The following is a 19,521-nucleotide window of genomic DNA, read 5'->3' on the forward strand; positions in this document are numbered from 1 at the left end:
CTACGCGATACGTACGCCTTGCGCGTCGAGAAGCACGCAACCCAGCGGGTCGAAGCAGGCATCGACCGTTTCGCCTTCACGCAGCGGCTGGCCGTCGATCAGCGTGTTGGCGCGCAACGGCGTGCCAGCGCCGATGTCGATCTCGTAGACCGCATTGCCGCCGAGATAGGAGGTCGAGACTATTCGTCCCGACAGCCTGTTGGCAGCACCGGCGGTGCCGACGGTAAGCTTCTGCGGGCGAACGACGACGGTGATCGCGCTGCCGGCCGTGAGCGCCTTCGGTGCGGCCGCTTTTACGACATGGCCGCTGGCCAGCGCGATCGTTGCCATGTTGCCGTCCATCGCCGTCACGCTGCCGGGCAGCATGTTGGCCTTACCCAGGAAATTGGCGACGAATGCGGTGGCCGGCTGGTCGTAGACCTGCGCCGGGGAACCGATCTGCTCGATCAGGCCGGCGTTCATCACGACGATGCGGTCGGACATCGACAAGGCTTCTTCCTGGTCGTGCGTCACAAAGATGGCGGTGATGCCCGTCTCCCGCTGGATTTTCTTGATCTCGACGCGCATGTCCTCGCGCATATTGGCGTCGAGCGCCGACAAGGGCTCGTCTAGCAGCAGCACTTCCGGTTCGAAGACGATGGCGCGGGCCAGTGCGATGCGTTGCTGCTGGCCGCCCGAGAGCTGTGACGGCAGCTTTGTCTCACTGCCGGGCAGCCGCACCATATCCAGCGCCTTCTTGACCCGGCGCACGATTTCCGGTTTCGGCACGTTCCGGTATTTCAGCCCGAATGCGACGTTGTCGAAGACGTTCTTGTGTGGAAAGAGCGCGTAGTTCTGGAACACCAGGCCGATGTTGCGCTTGTAGATCGGGATGTCGTCGACGCGCTTTCCGCCGATCGAGATCTGCCCGCTGGTGATATCCACCAGGCCGGCGATCGATCGCAGGATCGTGGTCTTGCCGCATCCGGACGGCCCCAGCAAGGTGACGAAACTGCCCTTGCGGATCGCCAGTGAAAAATCGCGCACGGCGGCGAACTTGCCGTAGAAAATATCGATGTCGCGAAACTCGACCGCAGGCTTTCCTGTCGGCTGGCTTTCGCCCCGAGCGAGCGGGTCGCGATCAGCCCCGGCCGATGCCGGCCGGGGCTGATCGTGGCTGTTATCGTCATGCACCTTTCGACACCCTGTCCCATTGCTTGGTCCAGGCGTCTTCGTTCTTCGCCCAGTAGAGCGGATCGGCGAAGGTCAGCGACTTCATCGATCCGGTCGGGTCGAAGGCCGGAAGCGCTGCGATCTTGTCGGTCAGCTTCACCTTGGTCGGATCAAGCGAGGGTGGATAATTCTGGCCTTCGGCGACAGCGATCGACGTGGCCGGATCCAGCATGAAGTTGATCAGTTCCTCGCATTCGGCCATCGGCGATCCCTTGAGCACCAGCATGTCCTCCATCCATGCGTATGAGCCGGCGGGGTCGAGATAGCCGATCGGCTGGCCCTGCTGCTGCAGGGCGGCGACGCGTCCGGACCAGGCGTCGGTAACGACGATTTCGTTGCGCGACAGGAGGTCCATCAGTTCCGCGCCGGAACTCCAGAACTTCTTGGCCAGGTCGCGGGTCTCGCGAACCTTGGCCCAGACCGCATCCATGTCCTGGATGTTGTTGGGGTCCTGTTTCGTCTGCAGCGCCGCATACCAGACGCGCGTCGTCATATCGGCGTAGCCGCCGACCTTGCCGGCATATTTCTTGTCGGTAAGCAGGTTGGCGCCCTTTTCCTTGGCTTCCTCCGGCGAGATGACCTTGTTGTTGTAGGCGATGCCGGTGGTGCCGTAATCATATGGCACTGCCGACAGCTTCGGCGTGATCTTGCGGAACGGCTCGATCATGGCGGTCAGCACATTCGCCATGTTCGGAATGTTCGCCTCGTTGATCTCCGAGTTGAAGCCGCCATTGACGTATTTGATGTAGTAGTTGACGCCGGAAGAATGGACGATCTGGAAGTCGCCCGGCTTCGACGTCTTGATCTTGGTGATGATCTCGTTCTCGTCGCCAAAGGTGCCCTGGACGACCTTGACCTTGGACTTGGCGGTGTAGGGCTGGAACGCGTACTTATCGATCGCCTCCTGCACCACGCCGCCCCATCCGTCGAAGCGCACTTCCGAAACCGCGGCCAGCGCGCGTCCCATCCAGGGCATGGAAAGCCCGGTGGCGGCGGCAGCGGCGGCCGTCAGCGTCAGGAATGATCGCCGGCTGATGTCGCCATTGGCATAGCGTTCGTTGAGCCGTTCCAGTCGTTTGGTGGTTGTCAGTTTCATTTTCATTCTCCCATTTTCATTTTCACTTGCCTGCCTTGAACCAGGTGAGGCTTTGCAGGATGAGCCCACCAGCCAAGGGAATGCCGACCGTCAAAAGGATCATGACAGTGCCCAGCGCGTTCACCTCGGGGCTGATCGAGATCTTCAGCATCGAGAGGATTTGCGTCGGCATGGTCTCGACGCCCGCCGGTCGCCAGAACAGGCTGGCCGAGGTGTTGTCGAACGAGATGGTGAAGGCGAGCAGCACGCTGGCAAGCACTGCGGGAATGAGCAGCGGCAGCGTGATCTCGCGGAATGTCGACACACGCGGCGCCCCGAGCGACAGTGCCGCCTCCTCATAGGAACGTTTAATGCCGACCATGCGCGCCTGAACGATCAGCACCACGTAGGGGAGCGTGAGCAGAATGTGGCCGAGCACCAGAAGCGTCATGCTGCGCGGTTGGTCGACGGCTTTGATCATGACCAGCAGGCCGACGCCCAGTATCGTCTCGGGGACCAGCGCGGGAAGAATGACAAGCGTGTTGATCGCCTGCTTGCCATGGAACTCGAAGCGCACCAGCGCCAATGCCGCCATGATGCCGAGCAGCGTCGTCACCGTTGCCGTCACCAGGGCAATCCACATCGATGTCCGGAAGGCATCGAGGACCGGCCCGTTGGTGAGCAGCTTCTCGTACCAGCGCAGGCTGAAGCCGGTGAGGGGAAAGCCGCCAAACATCGAGGCGTTGAAGGAAAGCACGACCGTGGCGAGGATCGGCGCGAACATGAAGACATAGACGCACACCGTGATCGCGCCGGTTAGCCGCCACGCCCATCTGCCTTCGCGATCGGGATGCTCCGCTCTCATGCACTGAGACCCTTCATGATCTGCGACAGGCCCATATAGCGGCTGTAGGCGGCCGCGGCCGCACCGAGCAGAACGAACAGGACGATGGAAAGCGTGGCGCCCATCGGCCAGTTGAGCTGCCCCATGATGGTGTCGTAGATCAGGTTGCCGAACAGCGCGTCGCGGCTTCCCCCGAGCAATTGCGGCGTCACATAGGAGCCGGCCGCCAGCACGAAGCAGAGCAACAGTCCGGCGCCCAGCCCCGGAATCGACAGCGGCAGGGTCACTTCGCGGAACGCCTGTGCGCTGGTGCAGCCCATCGAGCGGGCGGCGGCGATCAAGGTGCGGTCGATGCCCTCCAGGCTGACATAGACGTTCAGGATCATGTAGGGCAGCAGAAAATGCAGCAGCCCCATGATGACGGCGCCCTCGGTGTAGAGCATCGGCAACGGCTCGTTGATGACCCCCAGCCGGATGAGCACGACGTTGATCAGCCCCTGTTCGCCGAGAATGTGGATCCACGAGAATGTCCGGATGGTGAAGCTGATCCAGAACGGCACGATGAGCAGCAACAGCAGCAGCCATTTGTGCTTGAAAGTCGTGGCCCAGATGAAATAGGCGGGGAAATAGCCAAGGATCGCGCAGATCACAGCGGTGATGGCGCCGACGCGAACGGTCTTCCAAAGAAAGCCGTGATAGTAGCTGTCGGTGAGGAATTCCTTCCAGTTGTCGAAGGTCAGCACCGCCGACTCCACCCCAGCGGTAACGAAGGTGAAAAACGTGTAGACAGTCATCATCGCGATCGGCAGCAGCAGAAGCAGGGTAAGCAGCAAAAGCACGGGCGCGACGAGGACCCAGGCCAGTCGCTGATCATATAATTTCCACCCTTTGGTCACGACCCGTCCAACCACTTCATGTCCAAGCCGCCATCACCGGGCTCGGCTCCGGACTAGATTGGGCGATCGGCGTTCAGGTGTCCACTCTGCATATGGCTCCTGCACAAATTCTGTGCAGGGCCACCGCGCGACCGTCGCCCTGCTGGATTTAACAAATTGCTCGGGTTCGCCTGCGCATTGATTAAATCAGATATCCCGATATACAGGATAATTTCGGATATAGATTTGGCATGGGCCCGGGCATTTCATGAGTCGCAATTTTCTGGTGATTGAACCTGAGGAAGGCATTGCCGTGCTCAAGGGGCTTGCCTCCTCGGCGCGTATCTCGATGCTGAAACTGCTGCATGAGAAGGGGCCGATGAATGTCAACGAAATCGCCGCCGTGCTGTCGCTGCCGCAGTCGACCGTCTCGACCAACATCCAGGTGCTGGAGGATGCGGGGCTGATCCGCACCGAGAACCTGAAAGCGAAGAAAGGCAGCCAGAAAATCTGTTATCCGACGGCCGAAGAAGTGCTCGTCGTGTTCAAGAGCGAATATCGTGCGGTCAAGAACGACGCGATCGAAGTGTCGATGCCGATCGGGCTTTACACCGGCTTCGAGGTTACCGCGCCCTGCGGCCTTTGTTCGCCGGACGGCATCATCGGCTTGCTCGATGTACCGAACACTTTCCTCGATCCGGATCGTATGAAAGCCGGGCTGTTGTGGTTCACCCGCGGTTTTGTCGAATACCAGTTTCCCAATAATGCCAAGCTCGCCAATGCCGAGATCACCGAGCTCGAAGTGGCGATAGAGCTGTCTTCGGAAGTGCCGGGCACCAGCGCCGATTGGCCCTCGGACATCACGCTGACGATCAATGGCGTCGATGTCGGCACCTGGACGTCGCCGGGGGATTTCGGCGACAAGCGCGGCGTCTTCACGCCGTCCTGGTGGAAACTCAAGGGTTCGCAATACGGCAAGCTCAAGAACTGGCGAATTGCCAATGACGGCACCTATGTCGACGGCCTCAGGATTTCCGAAACCGGCCTCGCCGCACTCGATCTGAAGAGCCATCATTCAATCCGCGTCCGTATCGGCGTCAAGGACGACGCCAAGCGCCCCGGCGGGATCAACATTTTCGGCAAGGGCTTTGGAAATTACGATCAGGACATCCTGCTCCGGATCAAAACTGGTTGATATCATGAAACCGGGTTCTGAAGATAACGCAGCAATTTCAATGAACTGGCTTTCTGCTGAGCCAAAACCTTCGTCTAATTGTCCTACTTTTGGCTATTTTGGCTTGACGAAGAGCTGCCAATTCCTCTTTGATATCGGGCAAGATGATTTAAATCATCGTTTGTGATATCGATGGGAGGAATGCATGAAGGCAGCCGTTACGGCACATCCGCATTATGTTGTCTCGGAAATCGATCCGAGGCTCTACGGATCCTTCATCGAGCATCTCGGGCGGGCAGTTTATACCGGCATCTACGAGCCAGGCCATCCGACGGCGGATGCCAATGGCATGCGTCAGGACGTCATCGATCTCGTCAGAGAACTTAATGTTCCGATCGTCCGCTATCCCGGCGGCAATTTCGTCTCCGCCTACAATTGGGAAGACGGCATCGGCCCCAAGGAAGAGCGCCCGGTGCGGCTCGACCTCGCCTGGCATACGTCGGAAAGCAACGAAGTCGGCCTGCACGAATTTGCCGATTGGTGCACCTCCGCCAACACCGAGATGATGCTTGCCGTCAATCTCGGCTCGCGCGGCCTTGACGAAGCCCGCAACCTTCTGGAGTACGCCAACCATCCCGGCGGCAGTACATGGAGCGACAAGCGCATCGCCAATGGCCGCAAGGAGCCCTTCGACGTCAAGCTCTGGTGCCTCGGCAATGAAATGGACGGCCCCTGGCAGATCGGCCACAAGACCGCGGACGAGTATGGCCGCTTAGCGCATGAGACGGCCAAGGCAATGCGCGCCTTCTCCAAGTCGCTCGAGTTGGTGGTCTGCGGCTCTTCGAATGCCAAGATGCCGACCTACCCTGAATGGGAAGCGACGGTTCTCGACCATACCTACAACGAGGTCGACTACATCTCGCTGCACATGTATTTCGACAACGAAGCCAACGACGCTTCGAACTATCTCGCCATGAGCGAAAAGCTCGACGACTACATTGTCTCGGTCGCCGGCGTCATCGACTATATCAAGGCCAAGAAGCGCTCCAACAAGCAGGTCTACATCTCGTTCGACGAATGGAACGTCTGGTACCATTCCAAGGAGCAGGACAAGAAAATCCTCGGCGGCAGCGACGGCTGGCCATTCGCCCCGCCGTTGCTCGAAGACATCTATAATTTCGAGGATGTGCTGCAGGTCGGCCTGATCCTCAACACCTTCATCCGCCGTTCCGATGTCGTCAAGATCGCCTGCCTGGCACAACTGGTCAACGTCATCGCGCCGATCATGACCGTTCCGAATGGCCCGGCATGGCGGCAGACGATTTTTTATCCCTATCTGTTTGCTTCTAACTACGGCCGCGGCAATGCGCTGGATCTCAAGGTGGAAAGCCCGACCTATAAATCCACCGTTGCGGGCGACGTCGCCTACGTCGACATTGCCGGCGTGCACGACACGAAGACCGGCCACGTCACCTTCTTCGCCGTCAACCGCCATTCGAGCGAGGCAATCGAAACAGTGGTCGACCTCACCGGCTTCGGCGAAGCGGAAATCGTCGATCACCGGGTCGTGGCGCACGCCGATCTGAAAGCCGTCAATTCGGCCGAGAACCCAGGCAATGTCGGCCCAAGGAAGGGTGAGGGCGCCTCACTCGCCGGCGGCAAGCTGAGCCTGTCGCTGCCGGCCTATTCCTACCAGGTCATTCGCCTGAGGCTCTGAGTTCAGGCGGATCATCGAGACAAGCGCAAGCGCTGAGGAGGAGCGTCGACGTGACGGCCGATATCGAGATCAGAAACGTGAGCAAGCAGTTCGGTGCCATGACGGTGCTGGATCATCTGTCGCTCTCCATAAGGGCACGCGAATTCATCGTGTTCCTGGGGCCGTCCGGTTGCGGAAAATCGACGCTTCTTCGAATGATTGCCGGTCTCGAAGCTGTCGATAGCGGCGAGATTGCCATCAACAATGAGCGCATCGATCATCTGCCGCCGGGCAAGCGCGGCATTGCCATGGTGTTCCAGTCCTATGCGCTTTATCCGCATATGACGGTGCGCGCCAACATGGCCTTCGGGCTTGCGAATATCGGCGTTCCAGGCAAGGTCATCGAGGCGCGCATCAACGAAGCCGCCCGCATCCTCGAAATGCCGCATTTGCTCGATCGCAAGCCGGGCCAGCTCTCCGGCGGTCAGCGCCAGCGCGTCGCCATCGGCCGTGCGATCGTCAAGGAGCCGAAGGCGTTCCTGTTCGACGAGCCGCTCTCCAATCTCGATGCGGCGTTGCGCACCCGCACCCGCATCGAACTTGCCCAGCTTCATCAGCGCCTGCAGTCGACGATGATCTTCGTCACCCACGACCAGGTCGAGGCAATGACGCTCGCCGACCGCATCGTCGTCATGAACAATCGCAAGATCGATCAGATCGGCACTCCGATGGAGATCTACGAGCGTCCGGCGACCAAATTCGTCGCAGGGTTCGTCGGTGCGCCGGCGATGAACTTCGTTGATGCGACGCTCAACAAATCCGGCGAGAACGCCACGGCCAGGTTTGCGGACGGCATCTCGGTGCAGACCGAGATCGCCTCCAGCCAATTGACCGATGGCAAGTACACTTTCGGCATCCGTTCGGAAGACGTCCGTATCGTTGCCGCCGGACAGGGCAATGCCGATGGCGTGGTCGATGTGCTCGAGCGGCTCGGCGAACGCACCCTGATCTACGCGCGGCTGGGCGATGGCCAGCAGATAGTCGGTTCCGATGCCGGCAACAGTCGCGTCGCCGTCGGCGACAGGATCGGGCTCGCCTTCGACGGCCAGAAATCGCATCTGTTCAATGAGACCGGCCGCGCCTGGCATGCGAGGGAGGCCTGAGATGGTTGACCGGCTGGCGATGTCCCCGACCGCGACGCTTGCTGTCGGCGCCAGAACGCCGACCGCCGACATCTATGCGCCGCAATGGCGAAACTTCATTTTCGTTGCGCCATTCTTGTTCTTCTTCACGACGCTGCTGCTCTTCCCGCTGCTCTGGGGGATGTGGCTGAGTTTCCACAAGGCCGACACGTTCTCGTCCGGAAATTTTGTCGGTTTCGGCAATTACGTCAGGCTGTATCACGATAAGGTCTTCCTGCAATCGATCTGGAACACCTTCTACTTCGTGCTGCTGACGGTGCCGACGCTGGCGCTGATCGGTCTTTTCCTGGCGCTTTGCCTCAATCGCCGGACGCGCACTGCTGCGGTTTTGCGGACGCTGTTCTTTTCCTCGTCGGTGCTGTCGGTCACCATCGTCACGCTGATCTGGCGCATCGTCTTCATTCCGAATGTCGGCCTGTTGTCGACGATCTACGGATGGTTCGGCGCGACCGCGCCGGCTTTCATTTCCGATCCCAACCTGGCGATGGTCGGCATCGCCATTGCCACCATCTGGTGGTGCATCGGCCTGCCGATGATGCTCTTTCTCTCGGCGCTCCAGCAGATTCCGCAGGATATCTACGAGGCGGCGGCGCTGGACAATGCCAATCGCTGGCAGACGCTACGCTCGATCACGCTGCCGTCGATCAAGCGGACCTTCATCCTGGTGATCATTATCCAGATCGTGCTGCAATTCCAGCTGTTCGGCCAGGCTTGGCTGATGACGCGGGGCGGTCCGAACAACCTGACCAAGCCGATCGTGCTCTACATCTACGACACCGCATTCCGCCGCTGGGATCTCGGCCTGGGCGCCGCTGCATCGGAAATCCTGTTCATCCTCATCCTGATCGCGGCCATGGCCCAGTACCTGGTGACACGCAGCAGGGGAGACCAGGCATGAGCGCTCCAGCCGCTTCCATCAAGGGACGGGCATTTGGCGACCATTTGTTATTGGCCCTGGTCCTCCTGCTTTCGATCGTCATGATCGCGCCGGTTCTGTGGGTCATCGGCCTGTCACTCAAGGACAATGCGGAGCTGATGGCAGATCCGAATTCGGTGTTTCACGCGCCCTATACGCTGAAGAACTACATCAACACGGTCGGCACCTCGTCGGTGTTCATCTGGGTGCGCAACAGCATCATCGTCTCGGGCGGATTGACGCTCGGCACCTTGATCCTGTCGTCGCTCGCCGGCTACGGCTTTGCACGGCTGAATTTCCCCGGCCGAGACGTGCTGTTCGTGATCGTGCTGTTCGGCCTGGCGGTCCCGGAGCAGGCCGTGCTCGTCGCCCGTCACCAGATCTTCAGCATGCTGAAGTTCCACAACACCTATCAAGGGCTCATTCTGCCGGGCCTTTCGGCTCCGTTCGGCGTCTTCCTGATGACCCAGTATTTCAAAGCCATCCCGAAGGAGTTGGACGAAGCCGCCATGCTCGATAACGCCAGCCGGCTCAGGATTTTCTGGAAGGTGCTTCTGCCGCTCACGCTGCCTGCGCAGGCAACGCTCGGCATCTTTACCTTTCTCGGCGCGTGGAACGATTATTTCTGGCCGCTGATTTCGGCAACGAGGAAGGACATGTTCACGCTGACGGTCGGCATGGCCTCGACGCAGACCAACTTCGCCCAGTCCGAAGGCATCGGCTTCCTGATGGCGCAGGCGGTGTTTGCCGGTGCACCGATCCTGATCGTCTACCTGTTTTTCCAGAAATACATCGTCACGGCGGTCTCCGGCGCTGCGGTGAGATAACGAAGATTGCCTGACGGCCGGGGGGAATGCGCAGCGATTGAAGCACGAAGGCCAATCCAGGGTGGAGCGGCGGAAACTCAGTAGGAGGAACTGATATGAAACTGAAGAAAATGCTGTTTGCCGCAGTCTCTGCGGGCGCAATGATGCTCGCAAATCCAAGCTTCGCGGCCACGGAACTGAGCGTGCAGCGCTTTTTCGGCGCCTGCGATGCCGATTTCGGCACCAACACCGATCCCACCAAAGCCGTTGGCGAATGCGGAATCATCACCTCGCTGATCAACAAGTTCAACGCCGACAATCCCGATGTCCACGTCAACGTCACCACCGTGGAATGGCCCGGCTACGATCAGCTGACCGCGCAGTTCGCTTCAGGCGACGCTCCGGACATCGTCACGATCCATGAATCCGTACTGTCGGATTATCAGTCGAAGGGCCTGTTGATGCCGCTCGACGATCTCTTGAAGTCAGTCGGCGTGACACCCGACGCCTTCACCGACGCGGCGCGCAATGGCGCCACCAAAGACAGCAAGATCTATGGCCTGCCGATCGACAGCTGGACGATGCTCTATCATGTCAACATGGATCTTTTCAAACAAGCCGGCCTCGTCAGTGCCGACGGCACGCCGATTTTTCCAAAGTCGCCCGAGGAACTGCTCGCCCAGGCCGAACAGTTCAAGCAGAAGACGGGCAAGCCTTATTTCGTCCAGAACCTGACCAATGAGACTGCGCTCTACACACGCAATCTCTACACTTATCTTTTCCAGCAGGATTCCGATTTCTTTGCCGATCCGAAGCATGTGAAGTTGAATACGCCGGAAGCCAAGAAGGTCGTCGAGATGTACAAGGCGATCTTCGAGAAGGGCTACACCACCAAGGACCTCGATTATGGCGGCTCGATCAATGCCTTCCTTGCCGGCGAGGGTGGCGTCCACCTCAACGGCACCTGGGTGGTCGGCGATTACAACGCCCAGTCCGAAACCAAGGGTACGGCGCTCAACAAGGGCGGCTATGCGGTTTATCCGTATCCGCAGCTGTTTGGCGGCACCCACGCGCAATATGCCGACGGCCACACCTGGGCCGTGTCGCAGAAAGACCGCACGCCCGAACAGATCGCGGCCATCGGCAAATTCCTGAAGTTCTTCGCCGACAACGACTTTGAGTGGTCGCGCACCGGTCACCTGCCCGCCTACAAGGCCGTCATCACCTCGGACGCCTTCAAGGTCCTGCCGCATCGCAACACGATCTCTGCGGTCGCCGACCTCGGCAAGCCGCTGCCGTCGGCCGTACAGCGCCAGTTTGCGATCCAGGACATTATCGGCGAAGAGATGAGTGCAGCAATCAGTGGCCAGAAGGACGTCGACACCGCCCTTGCCGACATGGAAAGCCGCGTCAACGAATTGCTCGCCAACATTTGACCACGGGTTTCGAAAGGCCCTCCCAAGGCGCCCCCGCGGCTGGAAACGGCCGCGGGGTTTTGGTGAGGCGGTGGTTGCAGTGGTTATTGCGTGACTTGCCCGTGGCGACCGGGTCGAACACGCCAATCACGGCGCCGCAACCTCGGCAGCAGCCGACGCGAGCCCTGACTGGAGGATTCCGCTAGAACGCCGCGGCCATGGGCATTGCGATCTTGTTGGGGATCTGGATGTCGATCTCCAATCTCGACGTCGTTTCGCCGTGATCCATGCTCACCTGCAGGAAATCCTGGTCGACCTGAACATGCCGGGCGATCACCGCCATGATCTCCTCGCGCAACACGGAGACGAGATCGGGCTGGTTGCGGCTTCGACGCTCGTAAGCCAACAGCAGTTGCAAGCGCTCGCGCGCCACGGGCGCGCTGCCGCGGCGCTTGAAGATATCGAGCAGGTTCATGCTGCCCTCCTTCCCAACAGCCGGTCGAGGAGGCCCCTCCGCTCGAAAGGCAGAACGACCGGCAGGTCCTCGCCCTCGAGTCTTCTTGCCGCGTCGATATAGGCGCGTGCGGCGGGGTTGGTGTTTTCGCTGAGCGTAACCGGCGCGCCCACATTGGATGCGCGCAGCACGTCCTGGCTCTCGGGAATTATTCCCAGCAGAGGCGTGGACAGGATCTCGAGAACGTCATCAATGCTGAGCATCTCGCCGCGGGCAGCGCGGGCAGCGTCATAGCGCGTGACGAGGACGTGTTTGGCAATCGATTCACCTTGCTCGGCTTTCATCGTCCTGGAGTCGAGCAGGCCGATAATGCGATCGGAATCGCGGACCGAGCTCACTTCCGGGTTGGTCACGATTACCGCCTCGTCGGCAAAGCGCATGGCAAGTTGCGCGCCGCGCTCTATGCCGGCGGGGCTGTCGCAGAAGACGTAGTCGAAAACCGATCGCAGCTTGTCGATGACATCGGCGACGCCTTCCTCGGTGAGGGCATCCTTGTCGCGCGTTTGCGAGGCCGGCAGCAGGAACAGCGTGTCGAGCCGCTTGTCACGGATCAGCGCCTGCGAAAGCTTGGCAGTTCCCTGAATGACGTTGACGATATCGAAAACCACGCGCCGCTCGGCGCCCATGATCAGATCGAGATTGCGCAGGCCGACATCGAAGTCGACGAGGGCCACCCGCTTGCCGGTTTTCGCGACCGCCGCGCCGAGAGCGGCCGTCGAGGTCGTCTTGCCGACACCCCCTTTGCCGGATGTGACAACCACTACCTTGCCCATATTTGTGCCTCCAATGTTGTTAGTTGAGCGGTGCGACGCAAAGTGCGCCGTCCTCGAGAAAGGCCTGTACCGGCCTTCCTCGCGAGGAGGCGTCCATCTCCTCGGCGGTGCGGTACCAGCCGTCTACCGCCAGAAGTTCGGCTTCATTTTTCCGGCAAAAGATACGAGCCGCAGAATTTCCCGTGGCGCCGGCGAACGCACGCCCACGCAGCGTGCCGTAGACGTGGATCGACCCCCCGGCGATGATTTCGGAACCGGAACTGACGGAGCCGACAATGACCACATCGCCATCGGGGTGAAAGATCGACTGGCCGGAGCGGATCGGTGCCTTGATCATCAATGAGTTCGGCGCCTCCGGCTCTTCCGTCTTGGCCTCAGCGGCGGCTTTTGGGTCCGGCTGCACGTAAAGCGCGTCAGCGGTGGCCTCCTTGGCGCCAACGAGGAGCGGCGGCAGATCAGCATCGAGACCAACATTGCCGTCCGCCTCGATCGCGTAGATGCGAATCCCGCGCTCCGCGAGCTGTGAGACCAGATCTTCGATCTCGCCCGCCTCGGGCTTGAGCATATTCAGGTCGAGCACGACCGGGCGACCGGCAAAGAAGCCGGGAGAGTTTTCGGTCCAGTGATCCAGGCTTTGCAGCCATTCCCCCAACGGGGCCTCAGGGGTGAGGGTGAAGGCTACAAACGAGCGCGCTCGAAAGCGTATGGACTTGTTTTGGATGGGAGCGACGCAGGTCACAGAGGCGACTCCTTACTGATTGGTTAAGGCTAGCCCGGCATGGTTAACGAACAGTTAATGGCGGCCTTCCGAGGCTTCCATTCTTGCTGTTTCGGAGCGCACCGACGGTCGATCTGATTGGACCCTGGAGACCCTCGCCGTTGCCGAAGACCGGCCGATGGGCGGAAATGAGGCGTTGCGACGGTGCGGAGGTGCCATTCGACCTCCGCACCGCAATCGCCATGGCACTTTTGTCAGTTACCCATCATCTGCTTGGCGTTTTCCGGCGTGATCGCCGTCGTTGCAACTGTGACCGTCGGCTCGACGGATGTGGCGCAATCGAGAAGAACCGAGTTTGCCATATCGATCGCCTCCTTGGCGCCCGTCGGATAAGTGAAGGTTGCAGCCCATTCGCCTTCGGCAACGGCCCGGATGCCGCCGGCAGGACCTGGCAATCCGTCGGTGCCGATGATCTTGATCTGCCCTTCCTTGCCGGCGCCCTTGGCGGCAAGGCGCGCTCCGGCGGCCATCATGTCGTTGCTGGCGTAGACCATCTTGATATCGGGATTGGCCTGCAGCATGGCTGCGAACGCCGTCTGTGCCTTGTCCGGCAGCCAGTCCGCCGCCTGCTCAGCGACGACCTTGATCTTGTCGTTCTCCTTGACGCCGTCCTTGAAGCCGTTGAGCCGTTCCACGGCAGGGGTCGAACTGGGCAGCCCTTCCAGAACGGCAACTTCACCGCCGTCAGGAAGCAGTTTCGTGGCGGTGTATTTGCCGGCTTCGAAGGCGATCTTGTAATTGTCGCCGCCAATAAAAGCCGTGTAGTCCTTGCCCGGATCGCCAACCGTCTTGCGGTCGAGCTCGATGACGGGGATGCCGGCCTCCATGGCCCGCTTCACCGCCGGCGTCAGCGGCGATGCTTCGAAGGGCGATATCAGCAGCAGGTCGACCTTCTGGGTGATGAAATTGTCGACCTGTGAGGTCTGGGTGTTCACGCTGCCGGCGCCATCGGCGATCTGCAAGGTGAACTGGGACACTGCCTTGGCGGCGGCGGTGAGTTCGTCATTGACGTGCTGGCGATACGGCTCGGCATTGTTGGCCTGAGAAAAGCCGATTACGAATTCGCCGGTCTTGGAGCAAGCCTTGACCAATGGTTCCGCAGCTTGAGCCCCTCCGGCGGCTGCGAGAAAGGTCCCGGCAAGCAGACACGTTTGCCAGGCCCTTTGTCTGCTATTGCGTGTGCTCCTGATAACCATGGTTGTTTCCTTCCTGTCGATGCCCTTGGCTCGACTGTTGGTTTGCTGAGCTTCACTCTCCCGACGCCGGGTAAGCTGGCGTTCAGGGGTCTTCCAATGTCGCCCACTTAACGGACCAGACCTTCGCGGCGACGGACGAGGGACTGAAGAACCGCCGCCAGGATGATGATCGCGGCTGTCGCGAGCAATTGCAGGGCGGGTGTGATGTTGTTGAGTTGCAGGACGTTGGCGAGCGCGCCGAGCATGATCGTGCCGGCGACCGTGCCGACCATCGATCCGGCTCCACCGAACAGGCTGGTACCGCCGATGACGACCGCGGCGATGGCGGTAAGTTCGTACCCGGCGCCGTCATTGGCACTGCCGAAGTTGAACTGCCCTGCATGGACGATGCCGGCGAGAGCGGCCGCGAAGCCGGTGATCGCATAGACGGTGATCTTGACGGCGGACACCGGAACGCCCGAGAGGCGCGCCGCCCGCTCATTGCCGCCGACGGCAAAGACATAGCGGCCAAAGCGGGTCGTGTTGAGAACCACTGTGGCGATCGCCGCAAAAGCGATGAAGACGATGGTTGCCACCGGCACCACATTGTTGAACAAGCGCTCGCCCAGAATGGCAAATACCGGAGGGGCAAGCCCGGGTCCGTCGCCATAGGAGATGTTGATGTACTCGTTGCCCGAGACGACCAGGGCCAGACCGCGCGCGGCCTGAAGGCCCGCGAGGGTGACGATGAAGGGCTCAAGGCGGAAGCGCGTCGAGATCGAGCCCTGAACGGCACCGAAGACCACGCCGGCAAGAAGCACGGCAAGAATCGTCGGCACGAGGCCAACACCGCCATTGATCATCATCGTAGCCGTGACGACACTGGCCAGGCCAAGCAAAGCGCCAACCGAGAGGTCGATCCCCGCAGTGATGATGACGAAAGTCATGCCGATCGCGATGATGCCGGTCTCGGACACGGCGCGTACGATGTTGGCGATGTTGTCCGGGGCGATGAACAGTATCTGTCCGTGCCGGCGCGGCGAGAAGATGATGCCGCCGATCACGACGACCACCAAGCCGATCAGGCTCTGGAAGCGGACGATGAGTGCAAGCGGATCGCGCCGCTTCTGAGCTGTCTTGCCGCTCGGCAGTTCGGTATCCGCCGTGCTGGTGTCGGACATCAGGAGGCCTTTCCGGTTGCGGCGGCAAGCACCGTGTGTTCATCGACGCCGCGCTCGAATTCCGCCACGTTGCGGCCCTCCCGAAGAACCACGATGCGATCGCATAGGCCAATCAGCTCAGGCATTTCGCTCGAGGCGACGAGTATGCCGAGGCCTTGCGATGCCAGATCGCGAAGCCTGGCATAGATTTCCGCCTTGGCGCCGACGTCGACGCCACGCGTCGGTTCATCCAGCAACAGCAGCCGCGGATTGCCGAGGATCTCCTTGGCGAGCACCACCTTCTGCTGGTTGCCGCCCGACAGCGCGCCGACCGGGATGGCCGCATTGCGCGGTCGTATGTCGAATTGGCCGAACGAGCGCGCCACAGCGGCTGCTTCGCGTGCAATCGACATGAAGCCGCGCGGTGAGATTCGTCGCAGCACCGACATGACCAGGTTGCGGCCGACCGTCGTACGCAGCATCAGTCCGCTTCCTCGCCTGTCGTCGGTGACGAAGGCGACGCCGGCCCTGCGCGCAGCTCTGATGGACTCGAGGCGCACCGGGCGATCGTCGACCTCGACGGTGCCGGCCCAACGGCCTGCCAGGCCGGTGCCATAGAGCGCGCTGAGCAACTCGGTACGGCCGGCACCCATGACGCCCGCCAGCCCGACAATTTCGCCCTCATGCACGTCGAGCGAAACGTTTTGGGGAACCTGCCAGCCGGCGCTGGCTCGAGCGGGATGGAAACGGGCGTCCTTGAGATGAAGGAGCCGGCGACCTACCGTGCGTGTGCGTTTCGGGTAAAGGTCCTCCAGAGGCCGGCCGACGAGAAGGCTGACCAGTTCGGCCTGTGGTGCGTCCGGGGCTGTCGTCCCGGCCACGCGGCCATCGCGCATCACCGTTACCCGGTCCGCAACTTGGGGAACCTCCTCAAGCCGATGCGAGATGTAGATGATGCCCACGCCGGTGGCACTGAGCTTGCGCATGATGGTGAAGAGCCTGTCCACCTCGCTGACCGTCAGGGCCGCCGTCGGCTCGTCCATGATCAGGACACGCGATGCATAGGACAGTGCCTTGACGATCGCCACGACCTGACGATGCCCGATCGACAGTTCGCCGACGGGCCGTTCGACATCGATGTCCAACTCGATGGCGGTCAGCCGGGTGCGGGCTTCTTCGCGCATCCTTGCGACATCGAGAAAACCGCCGGGCTTCACCAACTCGCGACCGAGGAAAAGATTGGCCGCGACATCGAGGCCAGGCACGAGATCGAGTTCCTGGAAGATCGTGGCGATGCCGGCGGCCTGCGCTTCGCGCGGATTGGCAAAATGCACCGGTGCGCCATCGATCGTGATCGTTCCTTCGTCAGGGGCGTGCACACCGGACAGGATGTTCATCAATGTCGACTTGCCAGCGCCGTTCTCGCCCAGCAGGGCATGGATCTCGCCCACGCGCAGTTCGAAATCGACGCCGCGCAAAGCGTGAACGCCACCGAAACGTTTAACGACGCCATTCATGGTCAGAAGCGGCGAAGTCATGCCGGTCTTCCGCAGGATGCGCGCAGGCGCAGCGTTGGCTCAAGGCGAACCGTGCGTCGTTGGCCATCTGGAAGTCCAATCCGCTCAATCAGCAACGCGGCTGCCTGCCGGCCCAAATCCTCGCAGGGCTGTTCGACCAGCGTCAGTCGCGGCTCGAAGTAATCGGCCCATTCGAAATCGTCGAAGCCGACCACCGATATGTCCCTGGGGACAGCGAGCCCTCGCTCACGGACCGCGCGCATCACGCCTATCGTCGACAGATTGTTGCCGGTCACCAGGGCAGTCGGAGGCACCAGCAGCGACAACAGCGCATGGGCGGCGGTGCTCGCACTGGCGGTGGTCGCGTTTCCCGTCACGACGTAGTCCGGCACAAACTCCAGGCCGTTGGCCTCCAGTGCCGCGCGAAATCCGTTCATGCGCTCCAGCGTGGTGGCAAATCCCCGCTGTCCGGCAACAAAACCGATGCGGCGATGTCCGAAGGACACGACGTGGTCGATCAGCGCGCGGATGGCCTCGAAATTCTCGACACCGACCTGATCAAAGCGATCGTCAGGTAGTCGGTCGATCAAGACGCAGGGCAGGGACCGTTCCGAGAGATATCGCAATGCAGCTTGCGGCGCGGCAGAGGGCGCCAGGATGATCCCGTCGACGCGTCGCTGGTGCAGTGCCTGGACGACAGCCAGTTCCTTGTCGGGATCGTCCTGCGTATCCGACAGGAACACCATGAGGCCAAGGCGCGCGCACTCGGTCTCGACGGCGCAGATGATGTCGCTGAAATAGGGGTTTGAGATCGCCGAAATCGCCAGGCCGACACTGCTCGTCGAGGCCAGCTTTAGCGAGCGTGCGACACTGTTGGGCATATAGCCGAGAGCAGCGATCGCCTCGCTCACCGATCTGGCAGTGGCCGGGGAGACATAGCGGGTTTGATTGACGACGTGTGAAACGGTCGACACCGACACGCCTGCCCTGCGAGCGACCTCGACGATCGTCGTCATCGCGGAGCTGTCGCGCTCGACGTGGTGACGGGCAAGCGCACGCACGCTCCTCCTCGAATCTTGCGTTTCCCAGTCTCACAATCTTTGAATCCGCCTGGGCGGCCGTTGTGACTTTCCGAAAGCTAGCGCCATCGAAACGTTTGCGCAACCGGTTTTCTGGCTTGATGTGACTTGCTTGCGCCGAAATCAGCCAGGACTTCCGTGCCGGCCATCAGCTGCGGCTGGATGCCACCGCGATCTGTTGGCCGGGCGCGACAACTAGAGCAAGGCTTCGTACCGATCGCCAATCGTGTCGACTGTGAAATCCGCCGCCCGGCTTTTCAGGACGGCAGCAGGGGTGGGGTGGTCCAGCATCTCGGCCATCGCCTTCGCCAGGGCTGCGGCGTCACCGACCGGCACCAAGGTGCCGAAACGGCCGTCACCGAGTATCTCGCGCGGGCCATGCGGAGCATCGGTGGAGATTACCGGGACACCGGCAGCCATGGCCTCGACCAACACGTTGCCAAAGCCTTCGCTGGTGGATGTAAGGACGAACAGATCGGCTGCGGCATAACAGGCTGCCGGATCGTTGACGTAGCCGGCAAAGAGCACTTCCCCGCCTATGCCGGTACCTTCGGCATAGGCGTGCAATTCGGCAGCCAGCGGACCTTCGCCGAAGATGACAAGCCGGGCAGGGCGGCCGGCGCGCAGGGCAGCGAAGGCCCGCAGCAAAGTCCGGTGGTCCTTGACCGGCACCAGGCGCCCGGCGGTGGCGATGACCGGGCCATATCCCATCGCTGCCAATTTTGCCTGCCAGGCATAGGAAGTCCCCTGCGGTGCTTCAGCCGGCGGCAGCGGGTTGCTGATGACCACGACCTTGGATTCGGGGAAGCCGCGGGCGATGATGTCACGGCCGACACCCGCCGAAACGGCGATGGCTTTGGTCGCGCGCGCTGCAACCAGCGCGGAAAGCCAGATCGCCAGCCTCGCGCCGAGGCCGCTCGCAGGCAGCGAGGCGGCGGCGTGGAAGCTTGGAAAGAATTTTGCGCGGCTTCTGGCCAACATGAGTGACAGCGCCATGACCAGATTGGCGAATTCCGGGGCACTATAGACCGCATCAGGATCAAGGCGGCGGAACAAATTTGCGCTTCGCACGATGCCTTTTAGCGTCGCCGACTTGGCGTAACCCTCGCCGCGCAAGAGAAGGCCGAAGTCGACCAGATGCACGGCGGCGGAGCGCAGCGCCGCGTTAGGCCCTTGCGCGTTCCAGGTAAAAAGCGTGACCTCGTGGCCACGCGACGCCATTTCATTTGCCATCAGGACGAAGACACGCTCGGCGCCGCCGCCTCGCAGGCTGGCGATGTGGAAAACGATGCGCTTCGCCATGCCTTGCT

At 61.2% G+C, this 19,521-nt stretch carries 19 protein-coding genes; 7 read left to right on the top strand and 12 right to left on the bottom strand.

Annotation, left to right across the window (positions count from 1 at the left end):
* Genes NKJ93_RS13220 through NKJ93_RS13235 form a run of 4 tightly spaced genes read right to left on the bottom strand, consistent with a single transcriptional unit; the run spans position 1 to position 4,027 of the window.
* The gene (locus NKJ93_RS13220) at positions 1 to 1,173 is read right to left on the bottom strand and encodes an ABC transporter ATP-binding protein (protein WP_352589453.1); all 1,173 of its coding nucleotides are present in this window, start codon (positions 1,171 to 1,173) and stop codon (positions 1 to 3) included.
* A complete protein-coding gene (locus tag NKJ93_RS13225; protein WP_352484610.1) occupies positions 1,166 to 2,308 on the bottom strand; it encodes an extracellular solute-binding protein in 1,143 nt (380 codons plus the stop codon). Before NKJ93_RS13225 ends, NKJ93_RS13220 begins: the two co-directional genes overlap by 8 nt.
* Positions 2,309 to 2,330: 22 nt before the next feature.
* Positions 2,331 to 3,152, bottom strand: coding sequence for an ABC transporter permease (locus tag NKJ93_RS13230; RefSeq protein ID WP_352589456.1), 822 nt, complete (start codon positions 3,150 to 3,152; stop codon positions 2,331 to 2,333).
* The gene (locus NKJ93_RS13235; protein WP_023718528.1) at positions 3,149 to 4,027 is read right to left on the bottom strand and encodes an ABC transporter permease; all 879 of its coding nucleotides are present in this window, start codon (positions 4,025 to 4,027) and stop codon (positions 3,149 to 3,151) included. The genes NKJ93_RS13230 and NKJ93_RS13235 overlap by 4 nt, the downstream gene beginning before the upstream one ends.
* Positions 4,028 to 4,274: 247 nt before the next feature.
* On the opposite strand from NKJ93_RS13235, the gene NKJ93_RS13240 reads away from it, so the two are divergent.
* From NKJ93_RS13240 to NKJ93_RS13270, 7 genes are all read left to right on the top strand, one after another.
* The gene (locus NKJ93_RS13240) at positions 4,275 to 5,201 is read left to right on the top strand and encodes an ArsR/SmtB family transcription factor (protein ID WP_352494491.1); all 927 of its coding nucleotides are present in this window, start codon (positions 4,275 to 4,277) and stop codon (positions 5,199 to 5,201) included.
* A gap of 4 nt (positions 5,202 to 5,205) precedes the next feature.
* Entirely contained in the window at positions 5,206 to 5,367 is a 162-nt protein-coding gene (locus tag NKJ93_RS13245; RefSeq protein WP_156948152.1) for a hypothetical protein, read from the top strand.
* A gap of 18 nt (positions 5,368 to 5,385) precedes the next feature.
* Positions 5,386 to 6,897, top strand: a complete 1,512-nt coding sequence (gene arfA, locus NKJ93_RS13250; protein ID WP_352484061.1) for an arabinosylfuranosidase ArfA — start codon at positions 5,386 to 5,388, stop codon at positions 6,895 to 6,897.
* 50 nt (positions 6,898 to 6,947) lie between these two features.
* Positions 6,948 to 8,039 carry an ABC transporter ATP-binding protein gene (locus NKJ93_RS13255; RefSeq protein ID WP_352589459.1) on the top strand — a complete coding sequence of 364 codons (1,092 nt, stop codon included), beginning with the start codon at positions 6,948 to 6,950 and terminating at the stop codon, positions 8,037 to 8,039.
* A gap of 19 nt (positions 8,040 to 8,058) precedes the next feature.
* Complete coding sequence (locus NKJ93_RS13260; RefSeq protein WP_051409714.1) at positions 8,059 to 8,976, top strand: carbohydrate ABC transporter permease; 918 nt, start codon at positions 8,059 to 8,061, stop codon at positions 8,974 to 8,976.
* A complete protein-coding gene (locus tag NKJ93_RS13265) occupies positions 8,973 to 9,821 on the top strand; it encodes a carbohydrate ABC transporter permease (protein WP_352484059.1) in 849 nt (282 codons plus the stop codon). Before NKJ93_RS13260 ends, NKJ93_RS13265 begins: the two co-directional genes overlap by 4 nt.
* A 95-nt stretch (positions 9,822 to 9,916) precedes the next feature.
* Positions 9,917 to 11,236, top strand: coding sequence for an ABC transporter substrate-binding protein (locus NKJ93_RS13270; protein WP_352589462.1), 1,320 nt, complete (start codon positions 9,917 to 9,919; stop codon positions 11,234 to 11,236).
* 181 nt (positions 11,237 to 11,417) lie between these two features.
* On the opposite strand, the gene minE is transcribed toward NKJ93_RS13270, so the two are convergent.
* From minE to NKJ93_RS13310, 8 genes are all read right to left on the bottom strand, one after another.
* Positions 11,418 to 11,690, bottom strand: a complete 273-nt coding sequence (minE, locus tag NKJ93_RS13275) for a cell division topological specificity factor MinE (protein ID WP_023720709.1) — start codon at positions 11,688 to 11,690, stop codon at positions 11,418 to 11,420.
* A complete protein-coding gene (minD, locus tag NKJ93_RS13280; RefSeq protein ID WP_023720708.1) occupies positions 11,687 to 12,502 on the bottom strand; it encodes a septum site-determining protein MinD in 816 nt (271 codons plus the stop codon). The genes minE and minD overlap by 4 nt, the downstream gene beginning before the upstream one ends.
* Before the next feature lie 19 nt (positions 12,503 to 12,521).
* Positions 12,522 to 13,241: a septum site-determining protein MinC gene (minC, locus tag NKJ93_RS13285; protein ID WP_031194495.1), complete on the bottom strand. Its 720-nt coding sequence runs from the start codon at positions 13,239 to 13,241 to the stop codon at positions 12,522 to 12,524.
* A 233-nt stretch (positions 13,242 to 13,474) separates the two neighbouring features.
* The gene (locus NKJ93_RS13290; RefSeq protein ID WP_352589465.1) at positions 13,475 to 14,476 is read right to left on the bottom strand and encodes a substrate-binding domain-containing protein; all 1,002 of its coding nucleotides are present in this window, start codon (positions 14,474 to 14,476) and stop codon (positions 13,475 to 13,477) included.
* A gap of 107 nt (positions 14,477 to 14,583) precedes the next feature.
* Positions 14,584 to 15,636, bottom strand: coding sequence for an ABC transporter permease (locus tag NKJ93_RS13295; RefSeq protein WP_352484056.1), 1,053 nt, complete (start codon positions 15,634 to 15,636; stop codon positions 14,584 to 14,586).
* Positions 15,636 to 17,153 (bottom strand): sugar ABC transporter ATP-binding protein, encoded by a 1,518-nt coding sequence (locus NKJ93_RS13300; RefSeq protein WP_352484055.1) that lies wholly within the window; start codon positions 17,151 to 17,153, stop codon positions 15,636 to 15,638. Before NKJ93_RS13300 ends, NKJ93_RS13295 begins: the two co-directional genes overlap by 1 nt.
* Entirely contained in the window at positions 17,150 to 18,148 is a 999-nt protein-coding gene (locus tag NKJ93_RS13305) for a LacI family DNA-binding transcriptional regulator (RefSeq protein ID WP_352484067.1), read from the bottom strand. Before NKJ93_RS13305 ends, NKJ93_RS13300 begins: the two co-directional genes overlap by 4 nt.
* Before the next feature lie 258 nt (positions 18,149 to 18,406).
* Positions 18,407 to 19,513, bottom strand: coding sequence for a glycosyltransferase (locus NKJ93_RS13310; RefSeq protein WP_352484054.1), 1,107 nt, complete (start codon positions 19,511 to 19,513; stop codon positions 18,407 to 18,409).
* Positions 19,514 to 19,521: the final 8 nt, after the last annotated feature.

This window comes from Mesorhizobium sp. M0028 (assembly GCF_040323855.1).
Lineage (GTDB): Bacteria > Pseudomonadota > Alphaproteobacteria > Rhizobiales > Rhizobiaceae > Mesorhizobium.

Excerpts from the sequence above, each read along its gene's own strand:
- NKJ93_RS13225 (WP_352484610.1), bottom strand. The coding sequence starts at position 2,308 with ATGAAACTGACAACCACCAAACGACTGGAACGGCTCAACGAACGCTAT.
- NKJ93_RS13230 (WP_352589456.1), bottom strand. The coding sequence starts at position 3,152 with ATGAGAGCGGAGCATCCCGATCGCGAAGGCAGATGGGCGTGGCGGCTA.
- NKJ93_RS13240 (WP_352494491.1), top strand. The coding sequence starts at position 4,275 with ATGAGTCGCAATTTTCTGGTGATTGAACCTGAGGAAGGCATTGCCGTG.
- NKJ93_RS13245 (WP_156948152.1), top strand. The coding sequence starts at position 5,206 with ATGAAACCGGGTTCTGAAGATAACGCAGCAATTTCAATGAACTGGCTT.
- arfA (WP_352484061.1), top strand. The coding sequence starts at position 5,386 with ATGAAGGCAGCCGTTACGGCACATCCGCATTATGTTGTCTCGGAAATC.
- NKJ93_RS13260 (WP_051409714.1), top strand. The coding sequence starts at position 8,059 with ATGTCCCCGACCGCGACGCTTGCTGTCGGCGCCAGAACGCCGACCGCC.
- NKJ93_RS13265 (WP_352484059.1), top strand. The coding sequence starts at position 8,973 with ATGAGCGCTCCAGCCGCTTCCATCAAGGGACGGGCATTTGGCGACCAT.
- NKJ93_RS13270 (WP_352589462.1), top strand. The coding sequence starts at position 9,917 with ATGAAACTGAAGAAAATGCTGTTTGCCGCAGTCTCTGCGGGCGCAATG.
- minE (WP_023720709.1), bottom strand. The coding sequence starts at position 11,690 with ATGAACCTGCTCGATATCTTCAAGCGCCGCGGCAGCGCGCCCGTGGCG.
- minD (WP_023720708.1), bottom strand. The coding sequence starts at position 12,502 with ATGGGCAAGGTAGTGGTTGTCACATCCGGCAAAGGGGGTGTCGGCAAG.
- NKJ93_RS13290 (WP_352589465.1), bottom strand. The coding sequence starts at position 14,476 with ATGGTTATCAGGAGCACACGCAATAGCAGACAAAGGGCCTGGCAAACG.
- NKJ93_RS13295 (WP_352484056.1), bottom strand. The coding sequence starts at position 15,636 with ATGTCCGACACCAGCACGGCGGATACCGAACTGCCGAGCGGCAAGACA.
- NKJ93_RS13300 (WP_352484055.1), bottom strand. The coding sequence starts at position 17,153 with ATGACTTCGCCGCTTCTGACCATGAATGGCGTCGTTAAACGTTTCGGT.
- NKJ93_RS13305 (WP_352484067.1), bottom strand. The coding sequence starts at position 18,148 with ATGACGACGATCGTCGAGGTCGCTCGCAGGGCAGGCGTGTCGGTGTCG.
- NKJ93_RS13310 (WP_352484054.1), bottom strand. The coding sequence starts at position 19,513 with ATGGCGAAGCGCATCGTTTTCCACATCGCCAGCCTGCGAGGCGGCGGC.